Below are 21,838 nucleotides of genomic sequence, written 5' to 3'. Positions count from 1 at the left end.
GGCCGGCTTCGGCGCCTAGCCCCTCGAGGTCATAAGCCTATCGCAGCCGAAGGCAAAGAACGCCTTCTTCTGCGCTCGTCTTATGCTTGTCGGGGCTGAGCAAGGCGCCTCCGCTTTTCTAATAAGCGTGTCTTTGCGTTACCATTTTCTTGCGGGTATAGAATTCGATTCCGTCACGTCCGTTAGCATGCAAATCTCCGTAGAAGGATTTCTTATATCCGGAGAATGGGAAGAATGCCATCGGGGCCGGCACACCCAAGTTAATGCCGAGCATTCCTGCATCAATTTCTTCTCTGAACTTACGTATTGCTTTTGCGCTGTCGGTAAACAAGCAGGCGCCGTTGGCAAAATCGGATTTATTCGTTAATTCGATCGCTTCCTCCAAATCCTTTACGCGGATCACTGAAAGAACCGGAGCAAAAATTTCCTCTTTCCAGATTTTCATCTCTGTTGTGACATCTTCAAAGATTGTCGGGCCGACGAAATAGCCGCCATCAGAGAGAGACTGATCTTTTCGGCCGTCGCGAACGAGCGTTGCTCCTTCTTCAATGCCTGATTCGATATACCCGAGTGTTTTTTCTTTATGAGCGTCACGGATGACCGGTCCAAGGAATATATCCTCTTCCAATCCGTCTCCCATTTTGATGCTGTCAGACAAGTCTACCAGTTTTTTTACCAGCTCGTCGGCAATACTATCCACGGCTACTACGACTGAACACGCCATGCAGCGTTCGCCTGCTGAACCGAATGCTGCGTTAAAAATATTATTTGCAGCAGAATCCAAGTCAGCGTCTTCCAATACAATCGTATGATTTTTTGCACCGGCCAAAGCTTGTACCCGCTTCCCGTTGGCAGTTCCTGTTTTATATACATACTCGGCAACCGGCTGGGAACCAACGAAGGAAACAGCTGGAATATCCGGATGCTCCAACATTCCATTTACAATGTCATGTGCACCGTGAACAATATTGAAGACTCCTTCAGGCAGGCCCGCCTCTATCAGCAGTTCAGCCAAACGGTTAGCCAGCAATGGCGTTCTTTCTGACGGTTTAAGAATGAATGTGTTTCCTGCTGCAATGGCAAGAGGGAACATCCAGCAAGGAACCATCATCGGGAAGTTAAATGGTGTGATTCCTCCTACAACGCCCAGCGGATAGCGATACATACCGGATTCAATATTTGTCGCAATATCCGGCAGCTGATTTCCCATCATGAGTGTAGGAGCGCCAGCTGCAAATTCAACACATTCGATCCCTCTTTGAACCTCGCCATAAGCTTCTTTAAAGTTTTTTCCGTTTTCAATGGTGATGAGCTTTGCTAACTCTTCCCATTCCTTCACCAGCAGCTGCTGATATTTAAATAAAATTCTGGCTCTTTGGGGCACAGGCGTTTTACTCCAAGTTTTATAAGCCTTTTTAGCTGCCGCTACTGCTTCCTCCAGGTCTTCTTTGGTAGAAACCGGAACTCGTGCGAGAATTTCACCCGTCGCCGGATTCGGGACATCTTCATACCTGTCGGTTTTTGATTTTACCCATTGTCCATTTATAAAATTCGCAAGCGTTTCCGTCTTTTCCGAAACTGTACTCATGTTTTCATCCTCCCAAGCTATTATTCATGATTAGTTGACGTAAACTTCCTTTCACTTCATAATCAATCTTACAATCAATAATTATTAAAATCATTAGACATAATGTAAAATCACCTTTCCATCTGATTTAACATATTGGAGGCTTCACCATGATCAATGAGTTTACATTAAAAGTGAAAGACGTCTTTTCGAGGGACTCTTTTAGAACAGCCAAAGTACTGGCAGGCGCGGGGGGCTTGGAACGGGTCATTCGCTGGGTGCATGTGTTGGAAGTTGAAAATTTCGGATCCCTCATCCATGGGGGGGAATTAATCCTTACTACGGGTGTGGGGCTCCAAACTGACTCTTCGGCTCAGCTGAAATTTGTCAAGGAACTGATTGAATCAAACGCTGCTGGTATTTGCATAGAAAAGGGGGCATACTTCCAAGAGGTCCCCTATGAAATTATTGAAGTGGCCGACAGGAATGATTTCCCCATTATACTGTTTGAAGAAACTGTGAAATTCGTAGATATCACTCAGGAGCTCCATAGCTTAATTATTAACAGGCATCATGATTTACTAGGGTATTTAGACTCTTCATCAAGAACATTTATTCAATTGTCAATGGCTCCGAACGGTATTTTAAAGATACTGCAAGAACTGTATGATTATTTTCATCGAGCGGTTTTTTTTGTACCGATCCAGGGAAAATCTTATTATTTCCCTTCCAATCAAAAACAGCTCCATGATTTGGCAGTAGATTTCTTTCAATCTACTGAAGAGGAATCCATTCCTGAACGCATGGCTTCGATTCATAATGAAAACTTTGTGTATATGCCGGTAGAAGGACTTGGCCAAGTTTGGGGCTATTTATCCCTTCACACCAGGGATGAAGCACCCGAGGAGTTTCATTATTTAATTTTGGACCGTGCTGCTCTGGCCATTGCTCAAATATTATTAAGAAATAGAACCATTGAGGAAAGAAAACAGCATTCGGAAGATCAATTTGTAAGAGCTGTACTTCAGGGGCGTCATTTTGAAAAAGAAGAGATGAAAAGCCATTTCCCCTTCGCAAGACAGGGGATGACCTATCGTGTATTTGTTATTGAAAATCAAGTAACCGAGAGAATGGTGAACGAAGAAGAATGGGAAGATATAAAGCTGCAAAGATCCATGGCTATCCGTGCCCTTTTTAAAAGGTTTGGCTTTTTCCCTGCCGTGTCCGCTACGAAGGAAGAAATTGCTGTGATTGCAGCTTATCCAAAAACAGCGGAATCTTCCAAGAATATGCTCGGCCGGCTGACCCGACAGCTTCTCCAGGCAAAAGACAGCGGGACACTGTCGGGTCCCCATGCCGTTTGCGGGGCAGGACGTGGATATGGTCATATCAGCCAATTGTCCAAAAGTTACGCCGAGGCCAAAGAGGTGATATCCCTCAAGCGACTCAATGTTCAGGAAACAATGATTGCCTATGAAGATATTGGGATATACCGTTTGCTCCTCCCGATGAAAAAAAACGGTGATCTTGCTGGTTACGTGGAGGATCACCTGGGACCTATTCTGAAATATGATTCCCAGCATGAAAGCGATCTGTACCATACTCTACAAGTCTACTTAGCATGCGGGGGGGCAAAGAAAGAAACGGCCGAACGGCTTTTTATCGTACGGCAGACGCTGTATCATCGCCTGGAAAAGATTGAGAACCTCCTTGGCCCCGATTATATGGAGGCCCACCGAAGAATCACTATTGAAGCCGCCATTAAGGGGTATGAATTATTGAAGGGAAATGAATAAAGAGTACTAACGGAATGCGGCTCTCTTGCTGCCGGGATTTATTGATTCCCATATACATTTAACCATGTATGAAACCAACATGCTTTCTGTCAGTGCCGTTGCTCCCCATATTCGATCACTGAAGGATCTATTCAGCGATTTAAAGAAGAAATCGAAAGCAACAGCAAAAGGGGAGTGGGTTCGGGCTTGGGGATTTAACGAAAACCAAATAAAAGAAAAGCGGTTTCCTACAAGGGAAGAACTGGATGAAATAACAAAGGAACATCCCCTTGTTATTACCCGCATTTGCAATCATATTTCGGTTGTTAACAGCAATGGCGGGAATTGATGAACATACCCCTAATCCTGTAGGAGGCATGATTGAAAGGGACAACAGGGGAGCATTGACAGGAAAGCTGATATAAATTATGAGGATACAAAAATGAGGCCGGAGCTTAGTATGCGACCAGGTACTGAAAGGAAAATACAATGACATCTTCCACTCCGTTAACCTCACATGTTCTCCAGGGTTGTTTTTACTGAACCAGCCAAAATCTAGTTGATAAAAGCAACAGAAAAAATTAAAATTACTGTTGCCTTTTTAGAGCTGAATACATATTGTTTAATCTTCAGCAGTCTTTTTCTTCAAGGGGCTTTTTGCTGTCCGTATCACATGACCCCCATCATAAAATTTTCCATATCGTTTGACCAAATGATATGCTTCTTCCGTTGGGGGAAATTGATCATTTGCCTTATACGTCAAAAAATAAGCATGGGACTTTCCGCTAAAAAATATCCAGCTAAAAAACTTCATTGCAAATTTATGGGCACCGCTGTTTCGGAAGGGTACCATCGCTTGTTTTTCTCATACAGTTAATGTTAACCCATATCCTTCCTTGATGTGGCCTTTCATTTCAGCATAAAGTAATCCTTTTGATTTTTTCATTTGTTTCATGACGAATTGGCTGATCATAGCATTTACCATCGTCTTCCAAACTGAAAATTGTTCACCAAGTGTAATTGAAATAAGAGCATCATCAGGGATATGTATATTTCTTTCACCGTAAGTAATTAATGCTCCGAATCTGTCATGGGGGTCTTTATGTGTAACAAAATTTACATCCATGCGCACCATCCCAGGTATTTTGTTATTATTATAAAACATTCCTGAATATTCCGAAACGGGAACACGATGAGAACATCAAGAAATTAAACTTGTCTACTCCTCCACAGCATCTATCCATTTGGATAAACCATAAAGGAAGTACACTTAAGCTGCATCATTTCAAGGTTGGATTCTTTTTATTTACTTTTCGGCTTATACAGTATCATTTCATGTCCCTTTCAATAACCTCTATAAAAAAGCTAATTTAGGAGCAGCCTTTTTCTACCATTATAAACCGTTTAGTTTCTCCGGGATCTTAGTTTCCTTTTGCCGGACTTTAGTCTGGATCCATCATAAATGAACTGTGAATAAAGAACCAAACCCCTTTCTTAATGTTGATATCGGTTCTGGCCTCTCATATGATTTACATAGAAATTGAACATAAGGAGAGCTTATTTGATGAAAAAATTGGGTTTAGGGGTACTCTTTTCGGCCTTGATCATTGGTGGATGTTCTTCTGGAGAAGGAGGGGCGAAGTCCTCATCTAATGCTCAGGAAACCCCTGAAGAAGTTGAGGCTGCAAATCAGGCCGAGGATCAATACGTGCCTAAGGATGTTAAATACTATAAAATCGAAGATCCCGGACGTGAATTGACTGATCTGGAAAAAGAACTGCTCCGATATCCGGGAAAGTACAGCGGTGATCAGTACGATGAAGTGAAAGTGAACGCAGAACTGGATCAGCTTCCTGATCATCTGACTGAGGAGCAATATATGGAAGAATTGATTTATTTGTTATCCGAAGACTATCATGAAGAAATGGAAACACTCCTTCACTTTGACCCGAATGTTGAGGTACAGGTAGATCGTCCGGACGAATCGGTTGAACTACCGGCCATCAAGAGTTCCCATTATGCAATTCTCATTGATGCCAGCGGAAGCATGAAGGCGATGTCAGGAAATAAACCGAGGATGAGTGCAGCCAAAGAAGCTGTAATGGAATTTGCGGAACAAATTCCGGAAAATGCAACGATCTCTATGCGTGTCTATGGCCACAAAGGAACGGGAAGCGACGCTGATAAAGACTTATCTTGCAGCAGTACCGAAAGTTTTTACAATGGCGCGTTTGATAAGGATCCATTTCAGGAAGCTTTAGAGCAAGTAAAGCCGGCCGGATGGACGCCGATTGGCCTTGCATTGGAAACGGTAAAGGAAGATATTCCCGAAAACACGGATCATGCAGTCGTTTATGTCGTCAGCGATGGCATTGAAACATGCGGGGGCGATCCCGTAGCATCTGCGGAGGATCTCGTATCAGATGAAGTTGAAACGGTTGTGAATATTATTGGCTTTGACATAGATAATGAAGCTCAAAAATTATTAAAAGATGTGGCAACCGCTGGTAATGGAGAGTATACATACGTCTCTTCCGAGCAAGACCTTAAAAAATATATGAGAGCCCAATATGAAGAGATACAAAGAGCTTGGCGAGAATGGAAAGAAGAAGGGAAAAAGCAAGCACGTGAAATAAAAGAAGAAAAGAAAAAAACTGCACGTGAAACCAAAGAAAGCATGAAAGTAAAAAGCAGACGTGAAAAAGAGAGAATGAAAAAAGCCCAGACATATCTGAAAGAGAAATACGATGACATTCACCATCCTGTGAACCCGCTGTTTTCCAGAGTGGTCGATTATGGAAATGCCAAATGGCGTTACGCAGTGGATGCAGGAAACAAAGCGTGGAGAGATTCGGTAGACAGCGGAAACGAACAATGGCGGGAATACGTTGATGAAGGAAATAAACGGATTAGAGAAACCATTGACAAAAAGAATCAGCAATAATCGTCAAGAAGACTGCCCGGACAATCAATGATTGGTGGGGGCGGTCTTTTCTTATCCTTAACCTTTACAGATAACTATCTATTTTCTCAACTGTAAAAATAGAGCAGACAGCCTACAATAAGACTACTGCCCAAAAATTAAACGAACGTATTAAAAAGCCTGCACCCACACGGGTACAGACATTAAGCTTGCAATACTTTACCCAGAAATGCTTTGGTTCGTTCGTGTTGCGGATTGGAGAAGAGTTCGTTCGGTTCATTTTCTTCAACGATGTATCCCTGGTCCATAAAAATTACACGGTCACCAACTTCTTTGGCAAATCCCATTTCATGGGTCACCACTACCATCGTCATCCCATCCTTGGCCAGCTGCTTCATGACCTCCAGAACTTCTCCCACCATTTCAGGGTCCAATGCAGAGGTAGGTTCATCAAACAGCATGATTTTTGGCTCCATGGCCAGTGCCCGGGCAATGGCGACACGCTGTTTCTGTCCCCCTGAAAGAGAATCCGGGTAAGCATCCGCTTTATCAGCCAGTCCTACTTTATTCAACAGCCCCATTGCTTTTTTGTTCGCCTGATCCCTTGGCAGTCCTTTGACATTTATAGGCGCCATGGTGATATTTTCCAAAATCGTTTTGTGAGGGAACAAATTGAAATGCTGAAATACCATTCCAACATTTTTACGGATCTCGTTTATATCCGTCTTTTTATCCGTCAGATCTTTTCCTGTGACAACTACCTGGCCTCCGGTCACTGATTCAAGCAAGTTCAGACAACGGATAAATGTAGATTTTCCTGAACCCGAGGGCCCAATCACTACAACTACTTCCCGGGGCTTCACTTCAAGAGATATATTTTTAAGCACCTCATTGTCTCCGAAGGACTTTTTCAAGTTTTTCACAGAGATCATTCAGTCTTCATTCTCCTTTCAATGGCATTCATCAAATAAGTAAGGGACAATGTAATGATCAGATAGATAATGGCAACGGTAATATACGGCTCCCACACACGGATATATTGGCCTTGTGCCGCACGGCCCCAATACATCAGTTCAGGTGCTGCAATGATGGCAGCCAAAGATGTTTCCTTCAGCAGAGAAATAAATTCATTGCCAAGCGGCGGAATCATTCGTTTAAACGCCTGCGGCAATATGACGAGCTTCATCGCCTGCCTGTGAGTCATTCCTAGAGAACGGGCGGCCTCCATTTGTCCCTTATCAATGGATTGAATACCTGCTCTGAAGATCTCCGCTATATAAGCAGCTGAATTAAGAGATAGAGCAATAATGGCTGAAACAATCGGATTGGCCGGACTCATAAATAACGGTACCACCCCAAAGTGAATGAGGAGGATCTGAACTAAAAACGGCGTACCCCTGAAGGCATTAACATACCAAACGAATGGCATACGTATCCATAATCTGTTGGCCATTTTTCCAAGCCCGATAAACAGCCCGATGATGACCCCCAATGCTATGCCTGCCATGGTCAAACCGAGGGTCAATAACGTTCCTTTTAAAAATAACGGCAAATAATCTATGATAATATCAAAGCGAATGTTCACTGGTGTTCACCTTTCTTCGTTGACCAAACTTGTATTTTCACCCTAAAAAACGGCCGTCCACCATCATCGGACAGCCGTCTATACTTTTTATTGTTCTGCAGCTTCTTTAAGAGCATCGACGTTCGGCTCTTCACCGAACCACTTTTGATAAATTTCTGCATAAGTTCCATTATCCAACACTGTGTCTAATGCAGCGTCAAATTCTTCTGTGAGCTCACTGCCTTTTGGAAAAGCAATACCATAGTATTCAGATTGAAACTCCTCGTCATCACTCATTGTCTTAAGACCGGAGTCCGGGTTATTTTTTTGGTATTCCAAAGCCACAGCAATGTCGGTGACTACAGCCTCAACGTTATCACTTTGCAAAGCTTGGAACATTAATGCAGCTGTTTCATATTTTGAAATATCCGGGGAGTTTTGGCCCACTACTGCTTCAGCCGCAAACTGGCCGGTTGTCCCATTTTGAACCCCCAATTTTTTTCCTTTTAAGTCATCCGCTTTTTCAATGGTTACTCCCTCTTTGAAGACAACCATTGTTTTCGATTCAAAATATGGATCCGAAAAATCATAGGACTCTATTCTTTCGTCTGTAATCGTAATTCCAGCCATCCCCAGATCAAGCTGTTCACTTTGAAGACCTGCAAACATGGCGTCCCAGCCCGTGTTGTCAATCTTCACTTCATAACCGGCTTCCTCTGCAACTGCATTTAGTAAGTCCACATCAAACCCGGTTACTTCACCTTTATCCATAAATTCAAAAGGAGGAAAGGTTGCTTCCGTTCCAACATTCAGTACTTTTTTCTCTGTATCTGTTCCCTCGTTGTTTGCTGCGTTGTCTTCTGTTCCGCCACCGCCGCAGGCAGACAATGACAGTGCGCTTACTGCAAAAATTGTTAATAAAGTTTTTTTCATAGATGTTTTCAATTGAATCCCTCTTTCGTTTGGCAATTCTTGTTGCTGCATAAATTTCACAAACCTGTAAAGCATTATACACACTATATTCTATTATTTAACTGTTTTTAAAAGATCATACCATGGGTAGATGTTAAAATAAAGGAAAGGAGGAGACGATAATGAAACTATCGTACGAAAATATTTTAGTTGCCGTTGACGGTTCCAAACAGGCAGAATGGGCATTTAAAAGAGCCATTCAAATTGCCAAGCGGAACGATGCCAAGCTGACGATCATTCATGTAGTTGATGCGCGTTCTTATGGTGCCGTAGAAGCCTACGACGTAACGATGGCCGATAGAGCCAAAATGTATGCAGAAGAACTGCTGGACGGCTATCGTAAAGAAGCCGAGGAAAGCGGCTTGACAAGCATCGATACAGTCATTGAATACGGATCACCCAAGGTAGTCGTTCCCAAGAAAGCTGCAAAAGAATTACATGCAGATTTAATTGTCTGTGGAGCCACCGGTTTAAATGCTGTGGAACGCCTTCTCATCGGAAGTGTGTCCGAAAATATTACACGCTCCGCATCATGTGATGTCCTTGTTGTCCGAAACGATACAGAATAACCTGATTTCCATTGAAAGAGCGTTGTCCCGGTCGGGAAACGCTCTTTTATATGAGTTTTTTAGCTTGATCCAGCTGAATTTTCACTTGGTCAAATCCTGTTCCGCCATAAGAATTTCTTCTTCTCACCGCTTCTGCAGGCGCCAATACACGATATACATCCTCCTCTATCTTACTGCAGGCATCTTTAAATTCTTCCAAGGAAAGATCCAGTAGATAACAATTTCGATGAATACAGTAGAGAACCAGTTTTCCGACAATTTCGTGTGCTTCCCTGAAGGGTATCCCCTTTGACGCCAAATAGTCAGCCAGTTCCGTCGCGTTGGAGAAATCCTTGTTGACCGCTTCCTTCATCACATCTGTATTCACCGTCATGGTCCTAATCATTCCCGAAAAAATTTTCAGTGATCCCACCATGGTATGGACTGTATCGAACATGCCCTCTTTATCTTCCTGCATATCCTTGTTATACGTCATCGGCAGCCCTTTTAAAACCGTCAGCATAGAAATCAGATTGCCGAACACTCTCCCGCTTTTTCCCCTGATCAATTCTGCCATATCCGGGTTTTTCTTTTGCGGCATGATGCTGCTCCCTGTCGCATAAGTATCATCCAATTCAATAAAACTGAACTCCTTGCTTGACCAAAGGATGATTTCCTCAGCCAGTCTCGTTAAATGAGTGATCGCAAGAGCAGAGTTGCTCAAAAACTCCACAATAAAATCACGGTCACTGACAGCATCCATACTATTCGCATAGACATCAGAAAAGCCAAGAAGTTTTGCCGAATAGTGGCGGTCGATTGGAAAAGTAGTTCCAGCCAAGGCGCTGGCACCAAGCGGAGATATGTCTATTCTCTTTAAACTTTCTTCAAAACGCTGTTTATCACGTTCCAACATCCAGAAATAGGCAAGCAAATGATGGGCAAATGAAACAGGCTGTGCCCTCTGCAAATGTGTATAGCCGGGCAAAATGGTCTCCACATTTTTTTCTGCCTGTTCAATCAGTGCAGCCTGTAATTCTTGAATATGATCCATAATGATGTTGACCTGTTTTTTCAAATACAGGTGCATGTCTGTTGCCACTTGGTCATTACGGCTTCTCCCGGTATGGAGCTTTCCTCCCACAGGGCCAATTTCTTCGATGAGCATTTTCTCAAGGTTCAAGTGGATATCTTCTTCTGAGACAGAATATTCCAGTTCTCCAGCTTGTGCTTTTTCTTTTAACTTCAAAAGGCCGGCTTGTATCTGTTCGCTTTCTTCCTGTGCCAGAATACCGGTTTTGCCAAGCATTTTAACATGGGCAAGGGAGCCTTCAATATCTTCCATAACTAACTGCTGGTCAAAGGAAATGGAGGCCCCAAATTCCTCAATCCACTGCTCTGGCGTCTTGGAAAAACGGCCTCCCCATAATTTTTTCATTGCTTGACAGCGTCCTTTTTATTCACTTGGCTGTGAACTTCAGTCGGCAATCCCCAGAGCTTAATAAAGCCGACAGAGGCTGATTGATCAAACTCGTCATCGGAAGTATAAGTTGCGAGCCTTTCATTGTAGAGTGAATTAGGAGATTTTCTTCCTTCTACAATTGCATGTCCCTTGAACAGCTTCACGCGTACTGTACCGTTGACGTATTGCTGGATGTCTTTCAGGAAAGACTGAAGCGCAGAAGTCAACGGAGAGAACCATAAGCCCTCATAAATCAATTCCGTCAATTTTTGAGTGACTACCGGCTTGAAATGGCCGATGTCTTTCACCAATGTCAGGTCTTCCAATTCTTTGTGGGCAGTCAGCAAAGTGACAGCTCCGGGGCATTCATAGATTTCACGAGATTTTATACCGACAAGCCTGTTTTCAACATGGTCGATTCTTCCGATGCCATGTTTTCCTGCAACTGAATTTAAGAGTAGAATTAAATCACTCAGCTTATATTTCTTTCCGTCAATTGCAACGGGAACTCCCTTTTCGAATTCAATTTCGATCACTTCAGGCTCATCAGGAGTATCTTCCAATTCTGCTGTCAGATCGTATGCATCTTTTGGAGGTGCCGCCCATGGATCTTCCAAAATTCCGCACTCATTGCTTCTTCCCCATAAATTTTGATCAACGGAATAAGGGCTGTCCAAATCGATTGGGATCGGAACACCTTTTTCTTTTGCGTACTCAATTTCTTCTTCACGGGACCAGCTCCAGTCACGAACCGGTGCTAACACTTCCAAATCCGGATTCAATGCTTTAATGGAAACCTCAAATCGAACTTGGTCGTTACCTTTCCCTGTACATCCATGTGCCACCGCATCTGCCTTTTCCTGCTCAGCTACTTCCACAAGCTTTTTGGAGATCAATGGTCTGGACAAGGCAGAAACAAGCGGATATTTATTTTCATACATTGCGTGGGCCTGTAATGCAGGCAGAACAAATTCCTGCGCAAACTCTTCTTTTGCATCAATCACATAGCTCTTTACCGCACCCATTTTCAATGCTTTTTCTTTAACAAAGTCCAGGTCTTTACCTTCACCAACATCGAGACAGCACGCAATAACTTCATACCCTTGATCAATAAACCACTTTACTGCTACTGATGTATCTAAACCGCCGGAATAAGCCATAACAACTTTCTTCTTCATGTAAAAAAACCTCCGTAGGTGGATGTATTATTATACAAAACAATTAATTTTTAATCATATAATATAAGGATAATACCATACATTTTTTTCTCATTCAATACTTTATTCATAAAAATGTATAAAAATAAGGGATGAAGATTTCGTAAACTTTAATTTCTGCTCCCTGCTTGGGATCTTGGGTTTCTGGACAACCTTTTCCAATCAAGTACTGAATGGTTGGGGGTTTTCTCGAACCTTACTTGACGGCCAATGCATTGAACATTTTTGAAGACCGATTCGAAGCTTACTCCACCCGTTTGGGCTCCTTGAACCTTCCTTGGCGACCAATACCATACTTACTCCACATGGTTGGGAGCCTTGGACCTTCCTATGCGACCAATTCTATACTTACACCCCATGTTTGGGCGACATGTCTTCTGGGCGAACCAGCTCAAGTTCCCACACTATATTTAGGCTCATTGGACCTTCCTATGCGACCAATTTCAAGCTTACTCCACCCGTTTGGTCGCCTTGGACCTTCCTTGGCGACCATTCTTACACTTAGATCCCATTGATTACTTCAGGGACAGTTGGCATGATATAAAAAACCGCCGAGCGCCTGCTCAACGGTTCTTTATCATTTCTGTAATTCTCTGACCACGTGCCCCAGCTCATGCAGGATCAATTTTTCCATCGCCGTCCGGACTGCCCCGCTGGACCCAGGTGTAACAAATATCGCTTTCCCTTTATAAGTACCTGCAGCCGCTCTGGACATGATTGCTGCCGGGCCGATGTCCTCTTGATAACTAATCATGCGAAACAGTTCTCCAAAACCTACAATTTCTTTTTCAAAAAAAGCAGAAATGGTTTCAATCGTTATGTCCCGTTTGGCTATCCCGGTTCCACCATTCATTAAGATAGCTTGGACTGCCTGTTTCTCCGCCGCTTCCTTAAAAGCCGACGAAATGGACGCCTCATCATCTTTTACAATGCGGTAATAACCAATTTCATGGCCATGTTCCTGAAGCAGACTCTTCATTAATTTACCGCTTTTATCTGTTTCTTCTGTCCGTGTATCACTGACTGTAATCACTGCACAGTTCACTGACTCGGGAGCATGCTGTTTGTGCTCATGTACACTCATCTGATATCACCGCTTTTAACCAATAGATGCTTAAATTGATAGTATTTCAATGTAAAGTCTGTAATTCTTCTTGTCGTCTTGTAATTAAATCCCGCCCCAATGGCGATTGACGCAAGAGGCAGCCCTGATGTTTTTTTCTTGGCCATTGACATCATGAGGGTTGCTTTCAACACATGTTTTAAAGGCTCATCCAACCAGGAAGAATCTGTCAGCCGTTCAGGCTGATCATAATAAAACTCCTCGTCCCCTTTTTGTAAATCATTGATTAAATCTTCCCATCCGAACATTTTCAGTCTTTCCGGCAATGTTGCCGTATGGAAAACTTTTAAGGTTTCCAATAAACCGGACGGGGACTGGACACGGTATCCAAACGACATGGCCATCAGTTGGATTGCACGCAAATTAATTACTGCCATTGAAACTAAATCGCTTCCAATTAAGATAGACTTCCCTGATCCGGCCAATCCCCCTTGTGCGAATGAATAAAGGCGGTGTCTTATGGCGTGCTGTTCCGCCATAAATGTCAGCTGGTCAACAGAAAGGCTGCTTCTTATATCCTCAAATGTATGTATATTGCTGTTCATGGAGCGGGCTGTCTGCAAAATGTGCTCCTCCGCATCAGCTTGCAGGGGAGATTCCCTCAAAAGTGCGTTTAAATGAAAGAGCCATCCATCCAATTTTTCAAAAAATTGGATTTGCAAAGAATCAGGGAGCATCGAGAAAGCCTGCTCTACCCATTTGTCATAAGCATTTTCAAGATCTGTTGATTCATACTCGAATAGAGTCTGACGCCATTCCTGCAAATCTTCCCATACTTGTTCATCTCTTTTCGTCCATTCCAATGCCATCCCTCCAGTATTTCCCTAATTATACCAACATACCAGTCTAAGAAGAAATGATCCGCATAACATCTCTGGCAATCATAATTTCTTCATTCGTCGGAATGACCAAAACTTTCACGGGGGAATAGGAGTAATTTAAGAAAGCCTCTCTCCCGGTAATTTTATTTAAATCGGGGTCCCAGTAAACCCCCATAAACTGAAGTCCATTTAACACTTTTTCACGGATAAAGCTGCTGTTTTCACCTATTCCGGCAGTAAAAATAATGGCATCTACACCGGACATTCGTGCAGCGTATGAACCCAGATATTTATGAATCCGATCAGCAAAAATGTCCAATGCCAACTCTGCACGATGGTTCCCTTTTTCTGCTTCAAGTTCTATATCCCTCAGGTCACTCGAAAAACCGGACAGACCAAGCATTCCAGACTTTTTATTTAAAATATCAAGGATTTCATCCGCATTTTTTCCCGTCTTTTCCATTAAAAACGGAATAAGCGCCGGGTCGATGTTTCCGGACCTCGTCCCCATGGTCACACCTGCAAGCGGCGTAAAACCCATGGAAGTATCAATGGATTTCCCCCCTTTGATTGCAGCAATACTGGCTCCATTTCCCAAGTGGCAGGATATGAGCCGGAGCTGTTCCAGGGGCCGATCTAATATTTCAGCAGCTCTTTGTGAAACATATTTATGGGATGTCCCATGAAATCCATATTTCCGTATTCCGTACTTCCGGTAATAATCATAGGACAAACTGTATAGGTAGGAACTTTCAGGCATGGTTTGATGAAACGCCGTGTCAAAAACAGCTGTCTGCGGTACATCTTTGAGAACTTTTTGGAATTCTTTAATCCCTGTGATATTGGCCGGATTGTGAAGAGGAGCGAGTTCAACTAGTTCCTCGATGTCTTTTAACGTCCTTTCCGTGATTAGAACGGAATCATGGAACTTCTCTCCTCCATGAACCACCCTGTGGCCGACTCCATCCAAATCCTTAAAAGACTGAAGTGCGCCATTTGTCACCAGCCGGTCCAATAGCAAACCTGTGGCTTCTCCATGGTTCGGGATGTCCAGCTCTTCTTTAAATCGTTCACCATTCACAGTCATTGACAGCAAAGAGCCCGGAAGACCGATCCGTTCTATGAGCCCTTTAGCGACCACTGTTTCCTCAGGCATTTGAAACAGCTGGAATTTAATTGAAGAACTTCCCGCATTGACAGCTAATACATTTGACAACCTGATCATCCTTTTATTTGTTTTCTATAAACCATTTTTCCATCTTCACCAACATCCGGTCCATCGCTTCTTTATTGGACAACTTTGGAAAAGCAGCAAGAAGAACTTCCTTCGGCTGCTTTACACCGGGCTTTTTCTTTTGCAAAACAAATATGCTTTTAGCCGTCTGGTCCGTTGCAAACATCGAAAGTGGCAGCTGCAGTACAGCCTGAATATATGCCGTGTCCTTTAAATATTCGTGTAACCTGCGAGCTTCCTCGTTCTCAAACAAATTGTTGGGAATCAGGAAGAATAAATAACCGCCGGGTTTTGTATGTCTCAGGCTTTGTTCTATTAATAAATGATGTGCATAAGAATGACCTTCGTCTTTTTTCAAAGTATAATTCTCCGCATTGGCATCATCCGGATAATAGCCTACCGGTAAATCACAGACTACCACATCGACCGGATCAATAAAGAGGGGCTGAAGAGCGTCTTGATTAAACAGTTCAACGGCCTGCATTTGGAGGTTAGCACCTATATAGGCGAGCTTGATCAGCAGGTCGTCCACATCCACTCCATATGCTTCCATGTAAACATCCTGCCCCTGGCCATTTAAAATGGTCATCAGCAAGTTGCCGGTTCCTATCGCAGGATCCAATATGGACATCTCTTTTTTTCCTTCCATAAACTTGCCAATCAAATAATTGATAAAAAAACCAATAGTGTCAGGGGTCATTTGATGATTTGACTGAACATGCTCTTTCATGCCTTTTAAAATGGCAAATTGATAAGATCTTCGAATTTCCTCACTGCTGTAGGCCGCCAGCGGCACTTCCTCGTATTTTTTATCCAGTCTTTTTTTGGCAATTTCACTGACTTCCTGCATAACTTGTTGCTGAAAAATATTTTCACCTGTTTCTGCTAAAGCTTCCAAATATGTACAATGTAATTCTTCCTGCAGTATTTCCGCTGTATCATTGAACAGCGAAAATAACTTTTCAACCGGCATTTTATTCTTATTCAATACATTTCCACCCCGTCAACAAACTTCTTCCTATATTTTATCGATGTCCATCACCTGAAACAAGAAAAAACCCCCGGAAACTACCGGGAGCATTTGTTATTGTGCATTCTTTGCGGCCTCGATAGCCGATTCATAATCAGGGTGATTGGTACCTTCACTTACGTATTCTACATAGGTAATTTGATCGTTGCTGTCGATCACAAATACACTGCGTGCCAAAAGTCTAAGCTCCTTCATCACAACACCATATGCCTCGCCGAATGAAAGTTCTCGATGATCGGAAAAGATCTTTGCCTGGCTTAGTCCATTTTCTTCAGCCCAGCGCTTTTGAGCAAAAGGCAGGTCAGCAGAAATCGTCAAGATGGTTGCGTTTTCAAGCGCCGCTTCTTCATTAAAACGTTTTGTCTGTGCTGCACATACTCCTGTATCCACTGATGGAACAACACTGATGACCCGTACACCCGAAAAATCACTTAATTTTACCTCTTCGAGATCTTGATTTAATACAGTAAAGTCCGGAGCTTTGTCTCCCGGCTTTACTTCGTTTCCTTCCAAAGTAATCGGGTTTCCGATAAAAGTTACATCTGGCATGCAACATTCCTCCTTGTCCTTTTCTTACATCATCCAGGAATTTGCATGGAATAGCAAGGAAAACATTGTCAATATAATTAAATATCGTAATCCAGCTGTTGTCTGTCAAACGCTCGATGATCGCTGGACTGTCCGGACTGCCCGTTTTTCATGATCATCTGAATTTTATCAATCGCAACAGGCGCCATGTCGATCATTCTTTCAAGCAATTGAGAACTCTGGTCCAAACGAAGCATGTTGACACCCTGCGAATTCACAACCAAAAAAGCAATCGGAGTAATAGAAACCCCTCCACCGCTTCCGCCGCCAAAAGGCAGCTCAGACGTTTCTTCTTCAGAGGAGTCCATAGAAGATGAGCCTCCCCCTGCAGAAAATTCACTGCCGCCGGCAGCAAATCCAAATCCTACTTTGGATACTGTTAAAATTACACCGCCATCCGGTGTTTCAACCGGATCTCCAACGATCGTATTCACGTCGATCATTTCCTTCAAATTTTCCATCGCTGTTGTCATTAACCCTTTGATTGGATGTTCCACTATCATCCCTCCTGCGAAAAGTCTTCCATTGCTTATATAAATCGTGTATCACCACAATAGCTTTTCCTGTTCGGATGGATACCATACACGATAGCTCGGATGTAAATTGCCGGGCTTGAAAGGATGGAACAAACTTTAAATCAGGTGTCTTTCTCATGGAAATATGTTGTTTCAGCCAGGCTTCCATTGCTCCTTTTACGGCCCAGACAATGCCGGCAAGCCTTCCGGTTACGGCGGCATCACCGGTTCCGGCTCCCGAATGCCAGTTTAGGAAGTGGATGGTCAGCTCTTTCGCAGAGTTCAGCACAGGCCCTTTTAAATAACTGAACATGCGGTCCTCCTGCAGGTCATCCCGCTTATGTATCCATTTATGTATCCAAGAACCTGATTCCTCTTCATCATCAAATACATGAGACAGATACTCCTTTATATCCCATGAACGTTTGATTCTGATCAGTCCTCCGAATGCCTTGACTTGAATGTCTACTTTCCAATAGGAAAGATTTTGAATTCTCATTTGTACAGTTAATGAAACTCTGGACAAAAGCAGCAATCCGGCCAGGATCACCAGCACCATCAACATTAGAAATAACAGACTCCCTACCATGGCAGACCTCCGGTTACAAGTCTCTCCAAATTCTCCAAAAAATAAACCCGCTTACGAATAAGCGGGTTGATGGGCTGCTGCCTTTCTTTCATGTACAACGGCGGTATCAGCAAACATATCATGCAGGGCCTGCTTTTTGGGGGTAAAAGCAGCAACTGCATATAAAATCCAAATCGTTGCTGAAATATAACGTCCAATCCATTCTCTGAAAATAACCGTACTCCAATGTAACTTTTCTGCATCCAAGGGAATGACTTTTAAACCAAATACCATCTTCCCAAGGGTTTGACTGAAAAACTTTGTCATCAAAACAAAATACAGATAAAAAATCAGCGCACTGGCGATATGATAAGGAGTAAAGATTCCACCGCCAGCCAAATCTGCATCAAATGCGCGAAAAACTGGTTTCACAAGAATCCCGTTAATGCTTGAAATGATGACAAGGTCTAGCAGATAAGCCCAAAATCTCATCCAGAAGCCCGCATAGGGGGCAGGCGGCAGCTCTACTTTCATCTTAGTATCCTCTGCTTCTGTATGGATCTCATCCATTGTAAAACACCTCCATCATTGAGCGTATAAATACATCATTCTTGGCGAGTTAGGCGTGGATAACTTATTGATCAGTTCTCCCATCTCGGATCCGCCGGAAAACTTCTGCGCCGTCATGGTCAAGAGAGATCCCCATCCTGCGGACGAGGAATACTTGAATACCTCGGCCTCCTCCAGCTCGTAATCTTTTTTCATTGCTTCAATTACATCGTCTGTATAGCCGAATTCATCAATTAAATCCAATTCCTTAGCCTGTCTGCCATCATATACGCGTCCGTCAGCCAATTCGCGAACCCTGTCTTCAGGCATGTCACGGCCTTCGGCAATGATTCTGACAAATTCATTATAGGAGTTTGTCAGCATGCTTTCTAAAATTTCCACTTCTTCCTCTGTCATTTTCCGGTGTCCGCTCATAATATCTTTATATTTTCCGCTTTTGATGGTCATAAAGTCAATACCGATATTATCGGTCAGCTCACTGTAATTCACGCCTTGCATAATAACCCCCAATGATCCCGTCAAAGTTTCGGGACTGGCATAAATTTTATCAGCCGGAGCAGATATGTAGTAGCCTCCGGATGCTGCCATCGCCCCCATGGAAACATAGACCGGCTTCTTGGTCTCCTCCCGAATTTCTACAATTTTTTGGCGCAATTCTGCTGATTCGTTTGTACCTCCACCCGGAGAATTTACACGGAGAACGATCCCTTTCACACTATTGTCCTCCTTGATTTGATCGAGCTGTTCCATGAAATTTCTGTGGGAATAACCCGGAGAAGAAAAATAAGGGGGTTCATTGCCAGTATCTTGAATGACTCCGTCTACTTCAAGAACAGCAATTCTTTCCAGAGGATTTCCTGATTCCACCACTTCCTCTTTAAACTTTTGGCTTCCCATCATATTTTCTTCAAATACTTTTGTGAAATCACCAAAAACCATTGCGCTCGCCATATTAATGATGACTGAAATAATAAACACTCCTGCAGCAATTCCCAGTGCTGCCCACCTTTTTCCGTTCAAAAAAAATTCCTCCCTTCCTCTTTTGTATACGGATGAATGTTTTTAAGAGTTTCACATTCGTGGTAAACTGGTAAACATAAACCTCATTGTATCAAATAGAGAGTCGTTAAGAAAGAACTCCGAATGGGCTCGCAGGAGGCATTTGAATGAAAGAAACCGGAAAAAAAATCTTCTTTTTTTACAAACATATTTTTTATCAAAATGATCCTAGGCTTGCAGAAAAAGTGGCAGATCTTCAACATATTGTACAAAAACACGGATTTACAATTGTTGAAAATGCGGAAGATGCAGATATCGTTGCAAGCATCGGCGGAGATGGAACATTCCTTCAGGCCGTGCGCAGGACCGGGTTTCGCCAGGATGTTTTATATTTGGGCATAGATGATGACCGTTTTCGCGGTCTTTATTGTGATTTTCAAATTGATCATTTGTCTGAAGTAGAAGAAGCCATGAACATGGAGCAGGCAGAGGTGAGAAAGTATCCTGTCATCGAGGTCAAGATCGACGGGGAGTCACCCTTTTATTGTCTAAACGAATTTACTATACGCTCCGCCATCATTAAAACATTGGTCCTCGATGTGTTTATTGATGATCTTCACTTTGAAACTTTCCGAGGCGACGGAATGGTCATTGCTACACCAACAGGAAGCACCGCTTACAGCAAATCGGTCAGAGGGGCTGTCGTGGACCCTCTTCTCCCCTGTCTGCAGGTCAATGAAATGGCGTCTTTAAACAGCAACCGATACCGTACACTGGGCTCTCCATTTTTATTAAGCAAGGGCCGTACGTTATCACTGAAGGTCGCCCAAGAAGGAAATGACTACCCGACCATGGGTATGGATAATGAAGCAATGAGCATTCAGCATGTAAAGGAAGTCAATATACGTTTAAGTAACAAAACCATACAAACGGTCAAACTGAAAAACAACTCCTACTGGGAAAAAGTAAAGAGAACTTTTTTATAGAAGTTTAAAGGCCATCCGGTAAAAATCCCGGTGGCCTTGATCCTTCACTTCCTTTATGCAATTTTGTCCCGCTTCTTCGCAGATAATGAGGACCATTTGATTGAAGAGAGTGAAATAATCAATAAAGCTGACCAGATCAAGGTAAACCCGATGAAACGATCTGTTCCGAAGGGTTCATTGTATAGAAACACCCCGGAAAAAAGCATGATGGTGGGTGCGATGTATTGCAGAAATCCCATTAAATATAATGGCACCTTTTGAACACCTTTTGCAAAAAACAGTAAGGGCAAAGCTGTGGCTACTCCGGATACGATAACAAGAAGGTCCGTCCTTACATCCCCTGAAAAAGATACATTCCCTCCCTTTAAGAATAGGATAATAAGATAACCGAGCGCCATAGGTGTCACAACCATGGTCTCCAAAGTTAACCCTACAGACGAATCAAAAGGAATCGATTTTTTGATTAGGCCGTAAAATCCGAAGGTAAGAGCTAAACCCAATGAGATCCATGGGACTTCCCCATACGCAACTGTAAGAAATAGAACACCCGCCAAGGCAAGGAAAAAAGCTGCCATATGGGTCCGCAATAACTTTTCTTTTAATAATACTACGCCCAATACAATGCTGATCAGTGGATTTATGTAATAACCAAGGCTTGTTTCAATAATTTTTCCCACATTGACTGCCCAAATAAATATGAGCCAATTCAAACTGATTAAAATTGATGCAGACAGAAGGGAAAGCATGGCTTTTGGTTGTTCGGTTATTAGCTTGAGACTGCTTTTAAATGAAGATACCCTATTTCCTATCCACAGCAATAGAAGCATAAAACCAAAGGACCAAAAAATTCTTTGTGCCAATACCTCACCTGGGGGAACTTGATCTAACAGCTTCCAGTATATAGGCAAGAAGCCCCACATGACATACGCTATAACCGTATTTCCAATTCCTTCGCGATACTTATTCATTGGCCTGATCTCCAATATTTAGGTTTTCGAAATAACTTTATTATATAAGAAAATACTGAAAGTTACAATGACGCGGAAAACTTTTGTTGGATATTGGAAACATAAAGAAGCGGGGACAATGCCCCGCTTTTTCTAGCCAAATTTATTTAATTTGTTATTGTAATCCTCCGCCCATTTGTTGTTGAGCCATGGATACAAGGCGCTTGGTGATTTCACCACCTACAGAACCGTTAGCGCGAGAAGTAGTGTCTGCACCAAGGTTAACGCCAAATTCTTGTGCAATTTCAATTTTCATTTGGTCGATTGCCTGCTCTGCTCCTGGAACAAGGATTTGGTTGCTGTTGTTGTTTGCCATGTGTTTTCACCTCCTTGTAAGCCTATATTGTGCGAAAACACATGGCATCATTC

At 42.9% G+C, this 21,838-nt stretch carries 22 protein-coding genes and 1 pseudogene; 5 read left to right on the top strand and 18 right to left on the bottom strand.

Annotated elements, in window-relative coordinates; all coding sequences use genetic code 11:
* Window positions 1–118 precede the first annotated feature (118 nt).
* The gene (locus ACFSCZ_RS17625) at window positions 119–1,588 is read right to left on the bottom strand and encodes a CoA-acylating methylmalonate-semialdehyde dehydrogenase (protein WP_380775806.1); all 1,470 of its coding nucleotides are present in this window, start codon (window positions 1,586–1,588) and stop codon (window positions 119–121) included.
* Between the two features lie 149 nt (window positions 1,589–1,737).
* Here ACFSCZ_RS17625 and ACFSCZ_RS17620 point away from each other — a divergent pair, with 149 nt between their 5' ends.
* Both ACFSCZ_RS17620 and ACFSCZ_RS17615 read left to right on the top strand, forming a co-directional pair.
* A complete protein-coding gene (locus ACFSCZ_RS17620; protein WP_380775804.1) occupies window positions 1,738–3,363 on the top strand; it encodes a PucR family transcriptional regulator in 1,626 nt (541 codons plus the stop codon).
* Window positions 3,364–3,388: 25 nt separating this feature from the next.
* A pseudogene (locus ACFSCZ_RS17615) lies at window positions 3,389–3,764 on the top strand (amidohydrolase family protein); the annotation flags it as partial.
* A 443-nt stretch (window positions 3,765–4,207) separates the two neighbouring features.
* Here the strand turns inward: ACFSCZ_RS17615 and ACFSCZ_RS17610 are convergent.
* A complete protein-coding gene (locus tag ACFSCZ_RS17610; RefSeq protein WP_380775802.1) occupies window positions 4,208–4,468 on the bottom strand; it encodes a hypothetical protein in 261 nt (86 codons plus the stop codon).
* 438 nt (window positions 4,469–4,906) lie between these two features.
* On the opposite strand from ACFSCZ_RS17610, the gene ACFSCZ_RS17605 reads away from it, so the two are divergent.
* Window positions 4,907–6,286, top strand: coding sequence for a VWA domain-containing protein (locus tag ACFSCZ_RS17605; RefSeq protein ID WP_380775800.1), 1,380 nt, complete (start codon window positions 4,907–4,909; stop codon window positions 6,284–6,286).
* A 182-nt stretch (window positions 6,287–6,468) separates the two neighbouring features.
* Here ACFSCZ_RS17605 and ACFSCZ_RS17600 read toward each other — a convergent pair whose 3' ends face one another.
* The 3 genes from ACFSCZ_RS17600 to ACFSCZ_RS17590 form a co-directional block, all read right to left on the bottom strand.
* Window positions 6,469–7,197: an amino acid ABC transporter ATP-binding protein gene (locus ACFSCZ_RS17600; protein ID WP_380775798.1), complete on the bottom strand. Its 729-nt coding sequence runs from the start codon at window positions 7,195–7,197 to the stop codon at window positions 6,469–6,471.
* Window positions 7,194–7,850, bottom strand: a complete 657-nt coding sequence (locus tag ACFSCZ_RS17595; protein ID WP_380775796.1) for an amino acid ABC transporter permease — start codon at window positions 7,848–7,850, stop codon at window positions 7,194–7,196. The genes ACFSCZ_RS17600 and ACFSCZ_RS17595 overlap by 4 nt, the downstream gene beginning before the upstream one ends.
* Window positions 7,851–7,937: 87 nt before the next feature.
* Window positions 7,938–8,774 (bottom strand): basic amino acid ABC transporter substrate-binding protein, encoded by an 837-nt coding sequence (locus tag ACFSCZ_RS17590; RefSeq protein ID WP_380775794.1) that lies wholly within the window; start codon window positions 8,772–8,774, stop codon window positions 7,938–7,940.
* 149 nt (window positions 8,775–8,923) lie between these two features.
* Here ACFSCZ_RS17590 and ACFSCZ_RS17585 point away from each other — a divergent pair, with 149 nt between their 5' ends.
* Window positions 8,924–9,370 (top strand): universal stress protein, encoded by a 447-nt coding sequence (locus ACFSCZ_RS17585; RefSeq protein WP_380775792.1) that lies wholly within the window; start codon window positions 8,924–8,926, stop codon window positions 9,368–9,370.
* A gap of 46 nt (window positions 9,371–9,416) precedes the next feature.
* Here ACFSCZ_RS17585 and argH read toward each other — a convergent pair whose 3' ends face one another.
* The 11 genes from argH to sppA all read right to left on the bottom strand — a co-directional run bounded on the left by argH (window position 9,417) and on the right by sppA (window position 19,497).
* Window positions 9,417–10,787, bottom strand: a complete 1,371-nt coding sequence (argH, locus tag ACFSCZ_RS17580) for an argininosuccinate lyase (RefSeq protein WP_380775789.1) — start codon at window positions 10,785–10,787, stop codon at window positions 9,417–9,419.
* On the bottom strand, window positions 10,784–11,989 hold the full coding sequence (locus ACFSCZ_RS17575) for an argininosuccinate synthase (protein ID WP_380775787.1): 1,206 nt from the start codon (window positions 11,987–11,989) through the stop codon (window positions 10,784–10,786). Before ACFSCZ_RS17575 ends, argH begins: the two co-directional genes overlap by 4 nt.
* 616 nt (window positions 11,990–12,605) lie before the next feature.
* Entirely contained in the window at window positions 12,606–13,112 is a 507-nt protein-coding gene (locus tag ACFSCZ_RS17570; protein ID WP_380775785.1) for a MogA/MoaB family molybdenum cofactor biosynthesis protein, read from the bottom strand.
* A complete protein-coding gene (locus ACFSCZ_RS17565) occupies window positions 13,109–13,954 on the bottom strand; it encodes an EcsC family protein (RefSeq protein WP_380775782.1) in 846 nt (281 codons plus the stop codon). Before ACFSCZ_RS17565 ends, ACFSCZ_RS17570 begins: the two co-directional genes overlap by 4 nt.
* Before the next feature lie 43 nt (window positions 13,955–13,997).
* Window positions 13,998–15,197 (bottom strand): acetate kinase, encoded by a 1,200-nt coding sequence (locus ACFSCZ_RS17560; RefSeq protein ID WP_380775779.1) that lies wholly within the window; start codon window positions 15,195–15,197, stop codon window positions 13,998–14,000.
* A gap of 4 nt (window positions 15,198–15,201) precedes the next feature.
* Window positions 15,202–16,179: a class I SAM-dependent methyltransferase gene (locus tag ACFSCZ_RS17555; protein WP_380775822.1), complete on the bottom strand. Its 978-nt coding sequence runs from the start codon at window positions 16,177–16,179 to the stop codon at window positions 15,202–15,204.
* Window positions 16,180–16,290: 111 nt separating this feature from the next.
* Window positions 16,291–16,785, bottom strand: coding sequence for a thiol peroxidase (gene tpx, locus ACFSCZ_RS17550; protein WP_380775776.1), 495 nt, complete (start codon window positions 16,783–16,785; stop codon window positions 16,291–16,293).
* 77 nt (window positions 16,786–16,862) lie between these two features.
* Complete coding sequence (gene ytfJ, locus ACFSCZ_RS17545) at window positions 16,863–17,324, bottom strand: GerW family sporulation protein (RefSeq protein WP_380775820.1); 462 nt, start codon at window positions 17,322–17,324, stop codon at window positions 16,863–16,865.
* Window positions 17,230–17,904 carry a DUF2953 domain-containing protein gene (locus ACFSCZ_RS17540; protein ID WP_380775774.1) on the bottom strand — a complete coding sequence of 225 codons (675 nt, stop codon included), beginning with the start codon at window positions 17,902–17,904 and terminating at the stop codon, window positions 17,230–17,232. Before ACFSCZ_RS17540 ends, ytfJ begins: the two co-directional genes overlap by 95 nt.
* Window positions 17,905–17,979: 75 nt before the next feature.
* On the bottom strand, window positions 17,980–18,477 hold the full coding sequence (locus tag ACFSCZ_RS17535) for an RDD family protein (protein ID WP_380775771.1): 498 nt from the start codon (window positions 18,475–18,477) through the stop codon (window positions 17,980–17,982).
* Window positions 18,478–18,492: 15 nt separating this feature from the next.
* Complete coding sequence (gene sppA, locus ACFSCZ_RS17530; protein ID WP_380775770.1) at window positions 18,493–19,497, bottom strand: signal peptide peptidase SppA; 1,005 nt, start codon at window positions 19,495–19,497, stop codon at window positions 18,493–18,495.
* Window positions 19,498–19,643: 146 nt separating this feature from the next.
* On the opposite strand from sppA, the gene ACFSCZ_RS17525 reads away from it, so the two are divergent.
* Window positions 19,644–20,462 carry an NAD kinase gene (locus ACFSCZ_RS17525; protein ID WP_380775768.1) on the top strand — a complete coding sequence of 273 codons (819 nt, stop codon included), beginning with the start codon at window positions 19,644–19,646 and terminating at the stop codon, window positions 20,460–20,462.
* Between the two features lie 53 nt (window positions 20,463–20,515).
* On the opposite strand, the gene rarD is transcribed toward ACFSCZ_RS17525, so the two are convergent.
* The gene (rarD, locus tag ACFSCZ_RS17520) at window positions 20,516–21,430 is read right to left on the bottom strand and encodes an EamA family transporter RarD (RefSeq protein WP_380775762.1); all 915 of its coding nucleotides are present in this window, start codon (window positions 21,428–21,430) and stop codon (window positions 20,516–20,518) included.
* A gap of 154 nt (window positions 21,431–21,584) precedes the next feature.
* Window positions 21,585–21,785 carry a small, acid-soluble spore protein, alpha/beta type gene (locus ACFSCZ_RS17515; protein ID WP_380775760.1) on the bottom strand — a complete coding sequence of 67 codons (201 nt, stop codon included), beginning with the start codon at window positions 21,783–21,785 and terminating at the stop codon, window positions 21,585–21,587.
* Between the last annotated feature and the right edge of the window lie 53 nt (window positions 21,786–21,838).

Origin of the sequence: Siminovitchia sediminis (genome assembly GCF_042680885.1) — a bacterium.
In the GTDB taxonomy this organism is placed as follows: Bacteria; Bacillota; Bacilli; order Bacillales; family Bacillaceae_C; genus Siminovitchia; species Siminovitchia sediminis.
The sequence above is the reverse complement of the archived record's forward strand: the minus strand, read 5'-3'. Positions and strand labels throughout refer to the sequence as shown.